Annotated in this window: 17 protein-coding genes and 1 riboswitch; of the genes, 5 read left to right on the top strand and 12 right to left on the bottom strand. The window is 62.8% G+C overall.

Annotated elements, in window-relative coordinates; genetic code table 11:
* Positions 1-4: 4 nt before the first annotated feature.
* Together HX824_RS32105 and HX824_RS32100 are read right to left on the bottom strand one after the other, a co-directional pair.
* Positions 5-610 carry a glutathione S-transferase gene (locus HX824_RS32105; protein ID WP_177056081.1) on the bottom strand — a complete coding sequence of 202 codons (606 nt, stop codon included), beginning with the start codon at positions 608-610 and terminating at the stop codon, positions 5-7.
* 64 nt (positions 611-674) lie between these two features.
* Entirely contained in the window at positions 675-1,673 is a 999-nt protein-coding gene (locus tag HX824_RS32100) for an NAD(P)H-quinone oxidoreductase (RefSeq protein ID WP_177051355.1), read from the bottom strand.
* 176 nt (positions 1,674-1,849) lie between these two features.
* Here HX824_RS32100 and HX824_RS32095 point away from each other — a divergent pair, with 176 nt between their 5' ends.
* The gene (locus HX824_RS32095) at positions 1,850-2,725 is read left to right on the top strand and encodes a LysR family transcriptional regulator (RefSeq protein WP_177056079.1); all 876 of its coding nucleotides are present in this window, start codon (positions 1,850-1,852) and stop codon (positions 2,723-2,725) included.
* Between the two features lie 69 nt (positions 2,726-2,794).
* Here HX824_RS32095 and HX824_RS32090 read toward each other — a convergent pair whose 3' ends face one another.
* On the bottom strand, positions 2,795-3,613 hold the full coding sequence (locus tag HX824_RS32090) for an alpha/beta fold hydrolase (RefSeq protein ID WP_003220116.1): 819 nt from the start codon (positions 3,611-3,613) through the stop codon (positions 2,795-2,797).
* 142 nt (positions 3,614-3,755) lie between these two features.
* Between HX824_RS32090 and HX824_RS32085 the strand changes: the two genes are divergently transcribed.
* Entirely contained in the window at positions 3,756-4,823 is a 1,068-nt protein-coding gene (locus HX824_RS32085) for an NAD(P)-dependent alcohol dehydrogenase (protein ID WP_003220118.1), read from the top strand.
* Between the two features lie 159 nt (positions 4,824-4,982).
* Here HX824_RS32085 and mntP read toward each other — a convergent pair whose 3' ends face one another.
* The 9 genes from mntP to HX824_RS32040 form a co-directional block, all read right to left on the bottom strand.
* Positions 4,983-5,546, bottom strand: coding sequence for a manganese efflux pump MntP (gene mntP, locus HX824_RS32080; RefSeq protein WP_177056077.1), 564 nt, complete (start codon positions 5,544-5,546; stop codon positions 4,983-4,985).
* 10 nt (positions 5,547-5,556) lie between these two features.
* A riboswitch (yybP-ykoY riboswitch) is annotated at positions 5,557-5,723 on the bottom strand.
* A 41-nt stretch (positions 5,724-5,764) separates the two neighbouring features.
* Entirely contained in the window at positions 5,765-6,715 is a 951-nt protein-coding gene (locus tag HX824_RS32075) for an oligopeptide/dipeptide ABC transporter ATP-binding protein (protein ID WP_003220120.1), read from the bottom strand.
* Positions 6,712-7,707 carry an ABC transporter ATP-binding protein gene (locus tag HX824_RS32070; protein ID WP_032898749.1) on the bottom strand — a complete coding sequence of 332 codons (996 nt, stop codon included), beginning with the start codon at positions 7,705-7,707 and terminating at the stop codon, positions 6,712-6,714. The genes HX824_RS32075 and HX824_RS32070 overlap by 4 nt, the downstream gene beginning before the upstream one ends.
* Entirely contained in the window at positions 7,704-8,585 is an 882-nt protein-coding gene (ddpC, locus tag HX824_RS32065; protein ID WP_032868129.1) for a D,D-dipeptide ABC transporter permease, read from the bottom strand. Before ddpC ends, HX824_RS32070 begins: the two co-directional genes overlap by 4 nt.
* Positions 8,586-8,604: 19 nt before the next feature.
* Positions 8,605-9,621 (bottom strand): ABC transporter permease, encoded by a 1,017-nt coding sequence (locus tag HX824_RS32060; protein WP_177056075.1) that lies wholly within the window; start codon positions 9,619-9,621, stop codon positions 8,605-8,607.
* 167 nt (positions 9,622-9,788) lie between these two features.
* Positions 9,789-11,339 carry an ABC transporter substrate-binding protein gene (locus tag HX824_RS32055; RefSeq protein ID WP_087694902.1) on the bottom strand — a complete coding sequence of 517 codons (1,551 nt, stop codon included), beginning with the start codon at positions 11,337-11,339 and terminating at the stop codon, positions 9,789-9,791.
* 118 nt (positions 11,340-11,457) lie between these two features.
* Positions 11,458-12,000, bottom strand: coding sequence for a D-alanyl-D-alanine dipeptidase (gene ddpX, locus HX824_RS32050; protein WP_177056073.1), 543 nt, complete (start codon positions 11,998-12,000; stop codon positions 11,458-11,460).
* Positions 12,001-12,021: 21 nt separating this feature from the next.
* Entirely contained in the window at positions 12,022-12,876 is an 855-nt protein-coding gene (locus tag HX824_RS32045) for a MurR/RpiR family transcriptional regulator (RefSeq protein ID WP_032898755.1), read from the bottom strand.
* A gap of 136 nt (positions 12,877-13,012) precedes the next feature.
* Positions 13,013-13,324 carry a hypothetical protein gene (locus HX824_RS32040; RefSeq protein ID WP_087694900.1) on the bottom strand — a complete coding sequence of 104 codons (312 nt, stop codon included), beginning with the start codon at positions 13,322-13,324 and terminating at the stop codon, positions 13,013-13,015.
* Between the two features lie 162 nt (positions 13,325-13,486).
* On the opposite strand from HX824_RS32040, the gene HX824_RS32035 reads away from it, so the two are divergent.
* Genes HX824_RS32035 through HX824_RS32025 form a run of 3 tightly spaced genes read left to right on the top strand, consistent with a single transcriptional unit; the run spans position 13,487 to position 15,668 of the window.
* Positions 13,487-14,161 (top strand): secretin and TonB N-terminal domain-containing protein, encoded by a 675-nt coding sequence (locus HX824_RS32035; RefSeq protein WP_087694899.1) that lies wholly within the window; start codon positions 13,487-13,489, stop codon positions 14,159-14,161.
* The gene (locus HX824_RS32030) at positions 14,158-14,703 is read left to right on the top strand and encodes an RNA polymerase sigma factor (RefSeq protein ID WP_102605758.1); all 546 of its coding nucleotides are present in this window, start codon (positions 14,158-14,160) and stop codon (positions 14,701-14,703) included. The genes HX824_RS32035 and HX824_RS32030 overlap by 4 nt, the downstream gene beginning before the upstream one ends.
* Before the next feature lie 38 nt (positions 14,704-14,741).
* Positions 14,742-15,668, top strand: a complete 927-nt coding sequence (locus tag HX824_RS32025; RefSeq protein ID WP_102605757.1) for a DUF4880 domain-containing protein — start codon at positions 14,742-14,744, stop codon at positions 15,666-15,668.
* The last annotated feature ends 66 nt before the right edge of the window (positions 15,669-15,734 follow it).

Genomic DNA, 15,734 nt, shown 5'->3' with positions numbered 1-15,734 from the left:
CGGGCTACTCGATCGGGTATTTGCCGAATGCCGGGTGCTGCTCGGCGAGGGCCGCGTGGCGTTGCAAGTGGGGAAACGCATCGGCCTTCACGACGTCGGCTATCTTCAGCTGGGTGAAGGACCAGGCGACCGCCACCGTCAGGCTCGCCTGGGTCAGCGGCGCGTCGCTGTCGCGCTCGGCCACCCGCGCCTCCAATAATGCATAGGCCGCCAGCAGTTGTCCGGTCACGCGGTCGATCCACGGCTGATGCAGTTTTTCGGCGGGCCGCAGGTGATGTTCGTAGACGATCTGCACGGTCTTTTCGCACGCTGCCAGCGCCAGGCCGATCACTTGCAGATCCCTGGCAAGTGCCATTGTTTGCTGGGGCAACAGCTTTTTGGCAGCCGGCGCCAGGGCTTCCAGGTACTCGAGGATCAGGCCGGAATCCATCAGCATCGTACCGTCGTCGAGCACCAGCGTCGGTGCCTTGACTACCGGGTTGATCCCGGAAAACTCATCGAAGGTGCTGAACACCGACAATGCCTGGTGTTCGAACGCGACGCCGTACAGTTCCAGGGAGATGGCCACGCGGCGCACGTAGGGCGAGTCCAGCATGCCGACCAGTTTCATGAAGCCTCCATTAACCGCAGTGTTTTGTTCTGATGACGTTATAAACCGTTTTTCCGCATGTTTATCAATCCACCCGCAACACAATCTTGCCGATATGGTCGCCACCTTCCATGCGCGCATGGGCCTTCGCGGCGTCGGTATAGGCATACACCTCATCGATCATCGGCAGGCAACGCCCGGCCGACAGCACCGGCCACACGTGTTCGCGCAGTTGTGCGGCAATCGCGGCTTTTTCTTCCCGGGTGCGTGAGCGCAACAACGAGCCGGTAACGATCGCGCGTTTGCCGAGGATCGCCAGCAGGTCGATGTCCTTGGCGCGTGCGCCGCCGAGGAAGCCCAGCATCACCAGGCGACCTTCCATGGCCAGGGCGCTGATGTTGTCGTTCAGGTAGGAGCCACCCATGATGTCGAGGACCACATTGACACCCTTGCCCGCGGTCTTGTCAGCGATGACCTCGGCGAAATTCTGTTCCCGGTAGTTGATCGGCTCGGCTCCCAGCTCGCGGATGGCGGCGCATTTTTCCACGCTGCCGGCGGTGGCGAACGCTTCGATACCGAACTCGCGGCAGAGCATCAGCGCGGTGGTGCCGATGCCGCTGGTGCCGCCATGGATCAACACGCGCTGGCCTTTATGCGCACCGCCGATGCCGAACAGGTTGGCCCATACGGTGAAGAAGGTTTCCGGGATCGCTGCCGCCTGAATCCAGTCCAGGCCATCGGGAAGCGGCAAGGTCTGGCTGGCGGGCACTGCGCAGTACTGCGCATAACCGCCGCCATTGGTCAGGGCGCACACCTTGTCGCCCAGCGCGTACTCGCTGACGCCTTCGCCCAGCGCGACCACCACACCGGCCACTTCCAGCCCGGGAATCGGGCTCATGCCGGGTTTCATCGGATACGTGCCGGCGCGTTGCAGGGCGTCCGGGCGATTGACGCCGGCGGCGTGCACGCGGATCAGCACTTCGCCGGGGCCGGCGACAGGTACCGGCTCCTGGCGTGGTTGCAGGACTTCGGGGCCGCCGGGGCTGGTGATTTCGATCAGGGTCATTTCGTGGGGCAGATTCATTTGAGCGCACCTGTAGCAATGAACGTATGGGTTGGGACCGCGCCCGTCACCGAGCGGTTCAGCCTGCTGGCGATCCTAGGTATTTTCTCTGGTGCCCAGCATAGCTGTGATGAGTGATGCAATAATGCTGCGATTACACGTCACGATGATGCAAAAATGCATCGAAGGGGAAAGCCATGAATTGGGACGATGCGCGGGTGTTCCTCGCGGTGTGCCGCGAGTCCACATTACGCGGGGCCGCGCGGGTGCTGGGGGTGGATCAGGCCACCGTGGGGCGACGGGTCAATGCCCTGGAAAAGTCCCTGAACGCAACATTGTTCCTGCGCACCTCCGAGGGCTATGCGCTGACCGCCGTGGGTGAGGCCGCGTTGCAATCGGTGGAGAACATGGAGCGCTCGGCCCTCGACCTGGAGCGCCAGGTCCTGGGCCTGGACGACCGCCTGACCGGCACCGTACGGGTGACCACCACCGATTCCCTGGCCATCGACTTCCTGATCCCGGCCATTGCCCGGCTGCACGATGCGCACCCTGACGTGCGCGTGCAGATGGACGCTTCGACCCAGTTCCTTAACCTGGCCAAACGCGAAGCCGATATCGCGGTGCGCAATACCCGCCCGGACAACCCCGACCTGATCGCCCGGCGCATCGCCCGCTGGCCGGTGGGGCTGTTTGCCTCGCAGGCGTATATCGATCGGCACGGCGCACCCGAACCGGGCAGCCTGTTCGAAGGACACGACCTGGTGGTGTACCAGCCGCACCTGCAAAGCCAGAAGGACCTGACCCTGGTCAGCGAGCCGCTGGGACGCGGGCGTATTGTTGCGGCCTTGAGTTCAAGCCTGTTGGTTCGCCGCTCCATCGCCGCAGGGATCGGTATCGGTGAGGTTCCGATAGTTTCCGGCGAACGCGACGGCCTGGTGCGGCTGTGGCCGGACCGTACGCGGCCGTTGCCCTACGATGTGTGGCTGGTGACCCATGCCGACCTGCGGCACACCGCCCGGGTGCGGGTGGTGATCGACGAGATCGTCGCGGGGTTTGCCGGCACCGGGGAATAGTACGACTGCCTGAAAAGGCCGGGTGTCAGCCCGGCCAGAAATAAGCCGTCGCAGGAGAACGCAATCGGCTCAGCGTTGCAGGAAGGCCAGCAGATCTTCGTTCAAGGCTTGCTGGTGGGTCACCGCAAAACCATGGGGGGCATCCTTGTACACCTTCAACTGCGCGCCTTTGATCATCTGCGCGGCGACCTTGCCGGTAGTTTCGAACGGCACTATCTGGTCGCCATCACCGTGGATAACCAGGGTTGGCACGTCGATCCTGGCCATGTCCGGGCGGAAATCGGTTTCCGAGAACGCGGTGACGCAATCCACCGTCGCCTTGAGCGAGGCGAGCAGGGCGATGTTCAGTGTTTGAGTCAATACACCGCTGGAGACCTGTTGGCCCTTGTTGATGCCATAGAACGGCGTATTGAAGTCTGCCAGGAACTGCGCGCGATCCTTCAGCAACGCGGCCTTGAACCCGTCAAACGCTGCCATCTCGACACCTTGCGGGTAATCCGGCTTTTGCCCGAACAGCGGCGTCACCGCCCCCAGCAACACCAGCCCGGCCACGCGCGCGCTGCCATGGCGGGCGATATAGCGGCTGACATCGCCGCCGCCCATGGAGAAGCCCACCAGGGTCACGTCCTGCAGATCCAGATGGTTGATCAACTGGGCGATATCGTCGGCAAAGGTGTCGTAGTCGTTACCGGTCCAGGGCTGGTCCGAGCGGCCAAAACCACGGCGGTCGAACGCGATGGTGCGGTAGCCGCGGCTGCTCAGGTACTCCATCTGGTATTCCCACATATCGGCATCCAGCGGCCAGCCGTGGCTGAACAGCACCGGTTTGCCGGTGCCCCAGTCCTTGTAGTAGAGCTCGGTACCGTCTTGTGTGCGTAGGGTGCTCATGGCAAAACTCCTTGGGTGAGAGGGCAGCCAATACTATAGGCGCAGAATCTGACGAGGGACTTGTATGCCTGTGCTCGGTTGAACGGTTCAGCGTCTATGCTGGTCAACTGCTTTCTACCGTCTGAACAACCAGGTGAACGAAATGGCCAAGACTTACAGCTACGCCGCTCGTGACTCCAAGGATTCCCTCAAACCCTTCACGTTCGAACGTCGCGCCCCCGGGGCCGATGATGTGCAGATCGACATCCTCTATTGCGGCGTCTGCCACTCGGACCTGCACACCGTACGCAACGAATGGAAAAACACCCTGTACCCGTCGGTACCGGGCCATGAAATCGTTGGCCGAGTGACCGCCGTGGGCGCCAATGTCAGCAAGTTCAAGGTGGGCGATTTGGCCGGTGTCGGCTGCATGGTCGACAGCTGCCAGCACTGCGAATCCTGCGCCGAGGGCGAGGAGCAGTATTGCGAAAACGGCTTCACCGGCACCTACAACGGCCCGGCTTTTGGCGGCGAAAACACCTTCGGCGGCTACTCGGACAATATCGTGGTCAAGGAGAAGTTCGTCCTGCGGATCTCCCACGACGAGAGCAACCTGGCGGCGGTCGCGCCGCTGCTGTGTGCAGGCATCACCACCTACTCACCGCTGCACCACTGGAACGTCGGGCCGGGCAAGCGCGTCGGCGTTGTCGGCCTCGGTGGCCTGGGCCATATGGCGGTGAAAATCGCTCATGCCATGGGCGCCTACGTGGTGCTGTTCACCACCTCGCCGAACAAGCGCGAAGACGGCCTGCGCCTGGGGGCCGATGAAGTGGTGGTGTCGAAGAACGCGGACGAAATGGCCAAGGTTGCCAACTCCCTGGACTTCATCCTCAACACCGTGGCCGCGTCCCACAATCTCGACGCCTTCCTCAACCTGCTCAAGCGCGACGGCACCATGACCCTGGTGGGCGCCCCGGATAGCCCGCACCCGTCACCGACCGTGTTCAACCTGATCTTCAAGCGTCGCAGCCTGGCCGGGTCGTTGATCGGTGGCATCCAGGAAACCCAGGACATGCTGGATTTCTGCGCCAGGCACGGGATTGTCTCGGACATCGAGATGATCGACATCCAGGGCATCAATGACGCCTACGAGCGCATGCTCAAGGGCGATGTGAAGTATCGGTTCGTGATCGACATCGAGAGCCTGAAGAAAGAAAAACACGCGGCCTGATTGATCGCCGCCGATCCCTGTAGGAGCGGGCTCGTGTGGGAGCGGGCTTGCTCGCGAAGGCGGTGTGTCAGTCGCTCAATAGGCTGGCTGAACCACCGCTTTCGCGAGCAAGCCCGCTCCCACCCAAGCCCGCTCCCACATTTTGATCTTCGCCGGTTTCTAGGCCGACAGGTGCTCATACAAAATCGTCGCACCCACCAGCATCAACACCACGCCGCCAACCATCTCGGCGCGCTTGCCGACCACAGTCCCCAACACCCGGCCAAGCATCATGCCGATGGTTACCATGGTCATCGTCGCCAAGCCGATCGCCGCAGCGGCCACCAGGATATTCACGTCGACAAACGCCAGGCCTACGCCCACCGCCAGGGCATCAATGCTGGTGGCAAACGCGGTCACGGCAAGAATCATGAACGAGTGCTGGCTCGGTTTCTCTTCCTCTGGATCATCGGCCTTCAAGCCGTTGTAGATCATGTGCAGGCCCATGGCTACCAGCAGGGTAAAGGCGATCCAGTGGTCCCACTGTTCCACCCAGCGAGTGGCGGCCTGGCCGATGGCCCAGCCGATAATCGGCGTGATCGCTTCGATCACACCAAAGATCAGCCCGGCCCGCAGGGCTTCGGTCAGGCGTGGTTTATGCAGGCTGGAACCTTTGCCAATGGCCGCCGCAAAGGCGTCCGTGGACATGGCAAGGGCGAGAAGAATCAGGGAAATGGGGTTCACGGTAAGGCTTCCAGTCGGGCTGTATGAGTCAACGACACAACCACACGCCCGACTTCAGGCATGGATGTGTCGCTGGTCTCACCAACCAAAATGGTGTTCGCACCACGGCATGTTGCCGAGAATGTTGATACGAACGCTTCGAGAATCCGAAGCAGGCTACTCCCCAACGAGGTGGCGGATCATAGCCGCGCAATCATGAAAATTTCGTTAAGGACGCCTCACGGATGTTCCAGGTGACACCGCACCTGCTGACTCATCCCACCCGTCAACCGCTGCGGTCGCTCACAGCCTTGTGTACGCCTCGGGCAGCGGTCGAGAAAGAAACACCCACCCGGCAACACCCGGTTCCCCGGCAGCTCTGTCGGTGCACTGACATACGCGTCGTCCAGCGCCACCCCCAGCTTGGGCACCGCCTCCAGCAACAGCTGGGTGTACGGATGCTTCGGCTGCTCCAGCACTTGCTCGGCACACCCCAGTTCCACGATCTGCCCCAGGTACATCACCGCCACCCGGTCGGCCATGTGCCGCACCACCGAAACGTTGTGGGAGATCAGGATGTACGTCAGCCCCAGCCGCCGTTGCAGCTCGGCCAGCAGGTTGAGGATTTGCGCCTGCACCGAGATATCCAGGGCCGAGGTCGGCTCGTCCAGCACCAGGATGCTCGGGTTGGACGCCAGCGCGCGGGCGATGGCGATGCGTTGGCGCTGGCCACCGGAAAACTGGTGCGGGTAACGGTCCAGGTATTCGGCGCGAATGCCTACCTGCGCGGCGACCTTGGCGGCGATGGTGCGCATTTCACTCTTGGGCGTGTCGCCAAGGGCGAACAGCGGCTCGGTGATGATTTTCCAGATGGGCAGGCGCGGGTCGAGGGACGATTGCGGGTCCTGGAATACGATCTGCACATGCCGGTGGCGTTCCCGGGCACTTTCGTAGACCCAGTCCACTTCACCGTCACTGGGCTTGACCAGGCCCATCAGCAACTGGGCGAGGGTACTTTTACCGCAGCCGGACTCGCCGACAATCCCCAGGGTTTCCCCACGGCGCACCTGCAAGTCGATGCCGTTGAGGGCGTGGGCATAACCGCGCGGGCGGCCCAGCCAGTCGGTTTTTACCGGGAACTTGACCCGTACATCCCGCAAAGCCAGCAGTGAATCTTGAGACACGGTCATTGCACCGACTCCCCGGCAGTCAGCCAGCACGCACTTTTGCGGGTGCCGGCAGGGTTGATCAGGTCCAGGCGCGGGCGCTCGATGCATTGGCTCATGGCCTGGGGGCAGCGTTCGCGAAAGGTGCAGCCTGAGGGCAGGGCGGCAAGGTTGGGCACCTGGCCGGGGATGGTCAGCAGGTCGTCGCCGGGTTTCACCTGTTCCGGCAAGCCGCTGAGTAGCCCTTGGGTGTAGGGATGGCGCGGGTCGCTCATCACCTGGGCGGTGGGGCCTTCTTCCACCACGGCGCCGGTGTACATCACATACACCCGGTCGCAGAACTGCGAGACCACAGCCATGTCGTGGGTGATCAGCAGGATCGCGGTGCCGCGTTCCCGGGCTTTTTCCCGCAGCAGCAACAGCACCTGGCGTTGCACGGTGACGTCGAGGGCAGTGGTGGGCTCGTCGGCGATCAGCAACTGAGGGTCGCAGGAAAATGCCAGGGCGATCATCACCCGCTGGCGCATGCCGCCGGAGAGTTCGAAGGGGTAGCTGTCGAGCACTTGCTCGGGGTCGGCGATGTGCATGTCCCGCAGCAGGGCGATGGCCTTGGCACGGGCGGCGGCCTTGCTCAGGCGCTGGTGGTGGATAATCACATCGAGCATCTGCCGGCCAATGCGCCGGGTCGGGTTCAGCGCGGTCATCGGCTCCTGGAAGATCATCGCCGCGTCACGCCCGCGAATCTGCAGCAGCTCCTTCTCGCTGGCACCGAGCATGTCGCGGCCGAGCATCTGCAAGCTGCCGGCGGTGATCCGGTAACTGCGCTCCGGCAGCAGGCGCAGGCTGAGCATCGCGGTCACGGATTTGCCGGAGCCGGATTCACCCACTACGCCGACGACTTCGCCGGGGTTGACGTGCAACGACACGCCGTTGAGTGCCTGGACGTTGTTGCGGTAAGCCGGGAATTCCAGGCTCAGGTTGTCGATGGCAAGCACTGCCGGACTGGACATGGTCATTTCCCCTGTTGCCGTGGGTCGAGCAGGTCACGAACACCGTCACCCAGCAGGTTGAAGCCGGTCGCGGTGACCAGGATCGCCAGCCCCGGAAAGGTCGAGTACCACCAGTTGTCGAGAATGAAATTGCGCCCGGTGGCAACCATCGCGCCCCATTCGGCGGTGGGCTGCTGTGCCCCCAGGCCGATGAAACCCAGGGCCGAGGCCATCAGGATCGCGCTGCCGATGTCCAGGCTCAGTTGCACCAGCAACGGCGGCATCGCATTGCGGCCCACGTGCCACGACACGATGTGCCAGCGCCCGGCGCCGAAGGTCTGGGATGCCTTGACGTAGCCCATCTGGCGAATGCTCAGGGCCTGGCCCCGGGCCAGGCGCACATAGAACGGGATGCGCACCACGGTGATCGCCAGCATCGCATTGAACAGGCTCGGGCCCAGTGCGGCGGCCAGGGCCATGATCAGCACCAGGGACGGCACCGACAGCATGATGTCCATCAGGCGCATGATCAGGCTGTCGAAACGCCCGCCGATAATCCCCGACAGGCAGCCCAGCAGCCCGCCCACCAGGCAGGACGAAAACGCCACGAACAGGCCCACGCCCACCGACTGGCGGCTGCCGTACAGCACCCGGCTGAACAGGTCGCGGCCGACTTCATCGGTGCCGAACCAATGTTCGGCGGAGGGCTCGGCCAGGCGTTGCGCCAGGTTCAGGGCATTGGGGTCATGGCTCGCCAACCAGGGCGCGAAGGCCATGCAGATCAGCACGATCAAGGTGATGGTCAGGCCGGCGATGGTCAGCGGGCTGCGGCGTATTTGATAGCCCAGGTACTCCATTCGCGCACGCCAGGTGGGGCGCTGTTCCAGGGGCACCGGTACGGGCATGGTCAGGGGAGCGGTCATCTCAATTCACCTCGCCGATGCGCGGGTCGACCACCCGGTAGAGCAGGTCGATCAGCATGTTCAGCAGTACATAAATAAACGACACCAGGATCGCGAAGCCCATCACCGCCGGGAAATCCAGGGACTGGATCGACTTCACCACATAGGCACCCATGCCCGGCCAGGCGAACACGGTTTCGGTCAGCACCGCGCCATACAGCAGGTCGCCGAGGGTCAGGCCGAGCACGGTGATCGACGGGATCAACGCGTTGGGCAGGGCGTGGCGCAGGATCACCGCCCAGCGCGACAGGCCGTAGGCGCGGGCGGTACGGATGTAGTCCTCGCCCAACTGGTCGAGCATCGCCGAACGAATCTGCCGGGCGACTACGCCGAGGTTGACGAAACCCAGGGTGACGGCGGGCAGGATCAGGTGTTCCAGGGCATTCAGGAACAGTGGGATATCGCCGGCCAGCAGCGAGTCGAACAGGTAGAACCCGGTGATGGTGCGCGGTGGTTCGAGGCCTTCATCCAGCCGCCCGCTGCCGGGCAGCCAGCCGAGCTGGCCGTAGAACAACACGATCAGGCCCAGGCCGAGCCAGAAGGCCGGCGTGGAAATGCCGGTAACCGCCAGCGTTCGGGCGATCTGGTCGATGGCGCGGTTGTGATACACCGCTGACAGCACCCCCAGCGGTACGCCCACCAGTACCGAGAGCAGCAGGGCGGCGACCGCCAGTTCGAGGGTCGCGGGGAAGAACGCTTTCAGGTCTTCCAGCACCGGGCGGCTGGTGCGGATCGAGGTGCCGAGGTCGCCGTGCAGCAGGTCGCTCATGTAGCGGCCGTATTGCTGGTACAGCGGCAGGTCGAGGCCCAGTTGATGGCGGATGTTCTCGACAATGGCGTCGCTGGCCCGGTCGCCGGCAATCAGGCGCGCCGGGTCACCCGGGATCAGGTGGGAGATGCAGAAGGTAATCAGCGAAACGCCGACGACGACCAGGATCAGGCCGAACAGGCGTTTGCGCAACATATTCAGGAAGGCCATGAGGGCTCCTCGGTAACGCGAGACATTTGGATCAGGAATACAGCCTGGAAAACACAGCAGGTCCAGTGTGGGAGCGGGCTTGCTCGCGAATACGGTGGGTCAGTCATACATCGGGTAACTGATACACCGCTTTCGCGAGCAAGCCCGCTCCCACATTTGATCGCGTGTTACTTACTGATCTCAGCCACGTTGAACACCTGCTCCAGCATCGGATGGAACACATAACCCTTCACCGAATCACGCATCGGCAGGGTGTAGTTCTTCTGATAGAGGTAGGCGTACACGCTGTCCTTGAGCACGATCTTCTGGGCTTCCTGATACAGCTCGGTGCGCTTGGCCGTGTCGTTGTTGGCCGCCGCATCACGAATCAGCTTGTCCACCACCGGGTTGCTGTAGAACGAACGATTGCCCGGCAGGCCTTGCAGGGAGGAGTCGAACCAGAAGTTCATGTACATGTAGGGGTCGGAGAAGTCCGGTGCCCACGAGCCGATGGACACGTCGAAGTCACCCTTGCCCAGGCGCTCGCGCATGGTGGCGTTGGCCAGTTTTTCCATCTTCAGGTTGATCCCCAGCGGCGCCAGGCTGGCTTGCAGGGTCAGGCCGATGGATTCCCAGTCCGGGTCCTTGTCGGAGTACATGTAATTCAGGTTGGTGATTTTTTCCGGGAGTTTCTTCAGGTTCGCGCCCGCGCTGTCCAGGTCCTGTTTCATCAAGGGCAGGCTCGGGTCATTGGCCCACATGCCGGCAGGAATCGGCCCGTTCATCAACTTGGCCTGGCCCTTGAGGATGCCGTCGACAATGCCTTTGTAGTCCACCGCATCAACGATCGCCTGGCGCGCATTCTGGTTGTTCAGCGGGGCTTTCTGGTTGTTCAGGTACAGGTAGGTCACCCGCAGCGACGGGAACTCCTTGATCACCACGTCTTTCTTTTTGGCCAGGTTGGTGAGCTGGTCCTGGGGCATGTCTTCGGCGATGTCCAGGTCACCGCGTTCCAGTTGCAGGCGGCGTACCGAGGCTTCGCTGATGATCTTGATCACCACCTTGTTCAGCGCGGGCTTGGTGCCGGCGTAGTAGGTGTTGGGTTCCAGGGTCAGGCTCTGGCCTTTCTGCCAGTTGCTCAGGCGAAAGGCGCCGGAGCCGGCGGTGTGGGTGGAGAGGTAGGCGTTGACGTCGCCCTGTTTCACCACGTCCGGGTTGATGATGCCGGCGCCGTTGTGGGCGAGGGTGTAAAGGAAGGGCGCGTAGGGCTTGGCCAGGGTGAACCGCACGGTGAGCGGGTCGACCACGGTGACTTTCATGTCATCCGGGAACGCACCCGACGGGCCTTGCTTGAGCTGCATCACGCGGTCGAAGGAGAACTTCACCGCATTGGCGTCGACCTCGGCGCCGTCATCGAACTTGTTGCCGGGCTTGAGTTTGAAGTCCCACACCAGACCGTCGGCCGAGGTGGTCCAGCTGTCGGCCAGGTCGCCCTTGACCTCGGTGCTGCCCTTGCCGTTTTCGACTTTGTAGGCCACCAGCTTCTGGTACGCCGGGTACGTCACCGCCCAATCATTGTTGTCGATGGTCACGGCCGGGTCGAGGGTTTGCGGGTCGGCGGCCTTGCCGATCATCAGGGTGTCTTTGGGGGCGGCGGCACTTACCGATTGCCACGCGCCCAGGCTCAGGGCGGCGCACAGCAGGGAGAGTGCGAGGGTCTTGCGGTTGCTTGGGGTCATGCCGGTTTCCTTGATTATTTAGAGGAAAAAGCGGGTTGGTTTATTTTTATGAAATCTATAACCGGGCAGTTGGAGCTAAAGGGTGCTGCTCATTATTGTGATGGTACGGTCCTTGGGATCAGTGTGACTCCTCAATTAATGGGAAAAGTTCGGCATCCGGCAACTCGTAGTGCCACCACTCGGTGGCAATCGCCTTGAAGCCGGCGCCAAGCATGATGCCCAGCAACAGCAGGCGGTTGCGCTGCACCTGCGGCGGCAGGTCGGGGTAGAACTGGTGGGACTTGGGCTCCATGGCATCAAACGCCGTGCCCATGTCCAGGGGGGTGCCGTGTTCATCAATCAGCGTCAGGTCGACGGCCACGCCGCGGGTGTGGTGCGAGCCCAGGCGTGGGTCGCGCACGTAGTCCGGGTTGGGCAGGGCTTGCCACAGCAGTTGCTGGGCGTAGGCCGGCCGATAGGCGTCGTAGATCAGCAGGGTCATGCCGGCGTGGCGTGCCAACAGGCTCGCCTTTCGCAAGCAGGCCGCCGCTTCGGCGTGCAGCAGGCAGCGGGCATTGCGGTAGATCACGGTGCCTGCGAGGTTGTCGGCACTGGCGTAGATCAGGTCGACCTGTACCGGGTATTCCGGTGGGGCGATTTCTACCAATGGGCTGGTTTTCACTCAAAGATTTCCTTTCCAGGGTCAGGATTCGAACTGGCCGAAGGCCTGTTGCAGGGCGCGGTTTTTTGCCAGGCGTGCATCCAGTCGCTCGCCGTAGCGGTCAGCGACGGCAGACACCATCAGGTTGAACAGGCACGTCAGGGGCGCCATGGAGTCCCAGAACTGGCCGACATCGGTTTTCAGTTGCAGCAGGTCCAGGTCGTAGTCCCGGGCCCAGGGGCATTGCAAGTCAGTGATCAGCGCCAAGGGTAGACCCTGGGCGTTCGCGGTCTCGCAGAACGTGGGCGTGATGCTGGAATAGGCGCGGAAGTCCGCTGTGATGGCGTAGGGTTTTTCAAAGCCGGAGTTCAGGGTCTCGGCGTAGATCCCCGACAGGCCATCGACGTAATAGACCTTGGGACGGATGTATTCCAGGTGGCTGTGGAACGCATTGAGGATGCCCCGGGTGGACTGGATGCCGAGGATGAACACGGCGTCGGCGTCCACGATGTGCTGCACGATGTCGGCGAAACCCTGGCTGCGGGCCAGGCCGTACACATGCTGGATGGCTTCGATCTCGCGGTTGAGGGAACGGTCGAGGGCGTCTTCCTGATCGTTCTCCTGGCGAAACGCACCCAGGCGGTCGGTGATCAGCCAGGAGGCTTGCGGGTCGCCGCGCAGGCCTTGCTTGACGTCATCGAGGTTGCGATACCCCAGGGTTCGCAAGAAACGCCCCACTGAAATCCCGGTGGTGCCGGCTTGCTGGGCGATGCTGTCGGCGGTTTCGAACGGCAGCTGTTGCAGGTTGCCCAGCAGGTAGGTCGCGATGCGCTTGCCGGTGGGCGTCAGCGTCGGGAACTGCTGTTCCAGCGTGCGCTGGAAGCTGTTTTTATCCATGACGTTTTCGCGCAGGCCGGTCATTGATGTTACTCATGTTTCATGATTTTGATGTCTGTTAGAAACATAACATCGGCAATCGCGATAACACAATGGCTTTTTTTGCACTGGGCGGGCAGGGGGGGACAAGCGGCGATCAAGGCCGCTGGGGTTTCACCGAAGTACCGAACGTATTGCCCATGCGCACACTGGTCGCTGCGGGTGTAGAGAGCCCGATCTGGTTCGGCTTGCGTTTGTCGATGGGCACCTGTTGCGCTTGCTGGTTCTTTTGCGTGGCCTTGGCGGCGTCCGGGTGGTTGCCCATCTGCTGGCTCAGGCAGCCATAGTCCGGTGCCTTGTAGCCATCCACGTTGACCTCGGTGCAGCCATTGGGCGTTCCTTCGGCGTGGGCCATCAGTGGCAGGGCAGCACACAGCAACAGGCTGGCGAGGGTCGGGAACAGGTTCATCGGTGCCTCCTGGCGAGCCCTGGGAAATGGGCCGGTATGGCTCGAAAGTGTAGTGCAGCGGGCTGCCCGTCACCGTGATGTTTTTTTTGCTGGCACCGTAACATCAGGTTCATAAACTGGCCTCAGGATGACGGTTTTGTAGGCTATGTCGGACGTGTTGCGATGCTGAGCAGGGGGGCTTGGAGGCGCGCGGGCTGCTGCCTGGCTCTGCTGTTGGGGCTGGCGCAGACCGTGCGCGCCGAAGTGACCCTGGACCTGCCCGCGCAGAACCTGGATAGCGCCCTGCAGGCGTTCAGCCATGCCACCGGCATGGCGGTGCTGGTGGACCGCGAGTTGACCCGGGGCCGGCGCTCCATCGGCGTGCATGGCCGCTACAGTGCGCAGCAAGCCCTGGGCCTGCTGCTGACAGGGAGTGGCCTGATGGCGCGTTATGCCCGCAGCGATGCGTTCACCCTGCAAGTCCCCGAGGTCAGCCAGCCGGCCACGACGCGGGGGCTGAAGGCAGGGCATGCAGCACGGATCAACAACAGCTATGCCGCGGCCTTGCAGCAGGCGATCGAACGCAGTTTGTGCCGTTCGCCGCTGACCCGCCCCGGCAGTTTCCGGGCGCTGGTGCAGGTGTGGGTCAACGGTGACGGGGTGATCGAACACAGCCGCCTGGTCAGCTCCACCGGTGACCTGCAGCGTGACGAAGCGCTGGTACGCGGCCTGGGCGCCACCCGGGTCGAACGCCCGGCGCCCAGTTCGCTGCGCTTGCCGGTGACCTTACTTTTGATGCCCGATTCAACAGGAACACGCATGGAATGCACAGCAGGGGAAGGAGTTTCCGGGGCATGAAAGATACCGGCCACAGCATGATGGTCAGCCTGTTCCTGGCGTCCTACGAGGACTTCAAGGTACGCCTGCGCAAGCGCCTCGGGTCCGAGGACCTGGCCAACGACGTGCTGCACGAGACCTACCTGCGGGTCGACCGCATGGACGTACCGCCGAACCTGGCGCAACCCAATGCCTACCTGTATCGAATGGCGCTGAACATCGCCGCTGACCGACGCCAGGCGGATGCGCGACTGTTGACCGGCAGCGAAGTCGAAGAGCTGCTGCAGACCGTCGATGAAGCCCAGGACCCGTCGCGGGTGGTGGGTGGCCAGCGGGAAATCCAGTCCTTGCTCAAGGCCCTCTACGAACTGCCGGCGCGGCGGCGCCAGATCCTTATCGCGGCACGTCTGGAAGAGGCGCCACACCTGGAGATCTCCAGGCGTTTCGGGATTTCCACGCGCATGGTCGAAAAGGAAATCAAGGCGGGGCTGGGCCACTGTGCGCAGCGCCTTGAAAGAAAAGTGATCCAGCGGTTCGGTCCCGGGGCCGGAAAACCGTCTTAGTGATTGAGTCCCTGATAATCCGTTGAGTACCTGCGCGCTTGAACATTTTTAACCTCTCCGCTGCCCGTGCTGCGCCCAATAGCCCCCTGCACGATGAAGCGCGTGACTGGCTGGTGCTGCTGACGTCGGGCCGGGCCACCGTTGCTGATGCCAAGGCGTTGCGCCAGTGGTGCGCCCAGAGCCCGGAGCATGCCCGGGCGTTCGAGCAGGCCAAGGTGTTGTGGCAGCAATTGGCTCCCGCCGCCGAGCAGTTTTCCCGGCCGCGGCATTTTGGGCGGCGGGCGTTTTTGGGCGGGGCGATTGCGGCGTCGGCGGCGGTGTTGATGGTGCGGGTGACGGTGCCGGGTGGGTTTGCCGGGTTGACGGCGGATTACCGCACCGAGGTCGGGGAGCAGCGGCGGGTGGAGTTGGGTGATGGGGTTCGGCTGGAGCTCAATACGCAGACGCGGATCAGCCGGCGTGAGGGTGGGATTGAGTTGTTGGAGGGGGAGGTCGAGGTGCTGGCCGATGCTGCGATGCCGCTTCAGGTTCAGGCGGGTGGAGGGTGGTTGAGTGCGGCTCGGGCGCGGTTCAATGTGCGCAATACGGATCACAGTGTGTGTGTGACGTGTATTGATGGGGCGCTGTTGGTGGGTGTTGGGGGGCGTACGGTTCGGCTTGAGGGTGGGCGGCAGCTGACTTATGACGCCAGCGGTGTGGGTGAGCCGGTGGCGGTGGACGTGCAGGCTGTGGTGGCTTGGCGGGAGCAGGTGCTGGTGTTTGATAATGCGACGCTGGCGACGGTGGTGGATGAGATCAATCGCTATCGGCCGGGGATGTTGCTGCTGATGAATGCGCAGTTGGGCAAGCGGCGGGTGCAGGCGCGGTTTAGTCTGCATCAGTTGGCGGGGGTGGCGCTTTTGATTCGCGATGCGTATGGGGCCAAGTGTACGGAGTTGCCTGGCGGTGTTGTTTTGTTGAGTTAGATCGGTGTGCATATCCGTTATTTAGGTAACGGCTGCTTCAAAATCAAAAGCACAGCGGCCTCCCGG

Source organism: Pseudomonas sp. D4002 (assembly GCF_013385665.1).
GTDB lineage: Bacteria > Pseudomonadota > Gammaproteobacteria > Pseudomonadales > Pseudomonadaceae > Aquipseudomonas.
The sequence above is the reverse complement of the archived record's forward strand: the minus strand, read 5'-3'. Positions and strand labels throughout refer to the sequence as shown.

Coding starts and splice junctions, on each gene's coding strand:
- HX824_RS32100 (WP_177051355.1), bottom strand. CDS start 1,673: ATGAATCTGCCCCACGAAATGACCCTGATCGAAATCACCAGCCCCGGC.
- HX824_RS32030 (WP_102605758.1), top strand. CDS start 14,158: ATGAAAGATACCGGCCACAGCATGATGGTCAGCCTGTTCCTGGCGTCC.
- HX824_RS32060 (WP_177056075.1), bottom strand. CDS start 9,621: ATGGCCTTCCTGAATATGTTGCGCAAACGCCTGTTCGGCCTGATCCTG.
- HX824_RS32090 (WP_003220116.1), bottom strand. CDS start 3,613: ATGAGCACCCTACGCACACAAGACGGTACCGAGCTCTACTACAAGGAC.
- HX824_RS32075 (WP_003220120.1), bottom strand. CDS start 6,715: ATGACCGTGTCTCAAGATTCACTGCTGGCTTTGCGGGATGTACGGGTC.
- HX824_RS32035 (WP_087694899.1), top strand. CDS start 13,487: ATGCTGAGCAGGGGGGCTTGGAGGCGCGCGGGCTGCTGCCTGGCTCTG.
- HX824_RS32105 (WP_177056081.1), bottom strand. CDS start 610: ATGAAACTGGTCGGCATGCTGGACTCGCCCTACGTGCGCCGCGTGGCC.
- HX824_RS32095 (WP_177056079.1), top strand. CDS start 1,850: ATGAATTGGGACGATGCGCGGGTGTTCCTCGCGGTGTGCCGCGAGTCC.
- ddpC (WP_032868129.1), bottom strand. CDS start 8,585: ATGCCCGTACCGGTGCCCCTGGAACAGCGCCCCACCTGGCGTGCGCGA.
- HX824_RS32040 (WP_087694900.1), bottom strand. CDS start 13,324: ATGAACCTGTTCCCGACCCTCGCCAGCCTGTTGCTGTGTGCTGCCCTG.
- HX824_RS32055 (WP_087694902.1), bottom strand. CDS start 11,339: ATGACCCCAAGCAACCGCAAGACCCTCGCACTCTCCCTGCTGTGCGCC.
- HX824_RS32070 (WP_032898749.1), bottom strand. CDS start 7,707: ATGACCATGTCCAGTCCGGCAGTGCTTGCCATCGACAACCTGAGCCTG.
- HX824_RS32045 (WP_032898755.1), bottom strand. CDS start 12,876: ATGGATAAAAACAGCTTCCAGCGCACGCTGGAACAGCAGTTCCCGACG.
- HX824_RS32085 (WP_003220118.1), top strand. CDS start 3,756: ATGGCCAAGACTTACAGCTACGCCGCTCGTGACTCCAAGGATTCCCTC.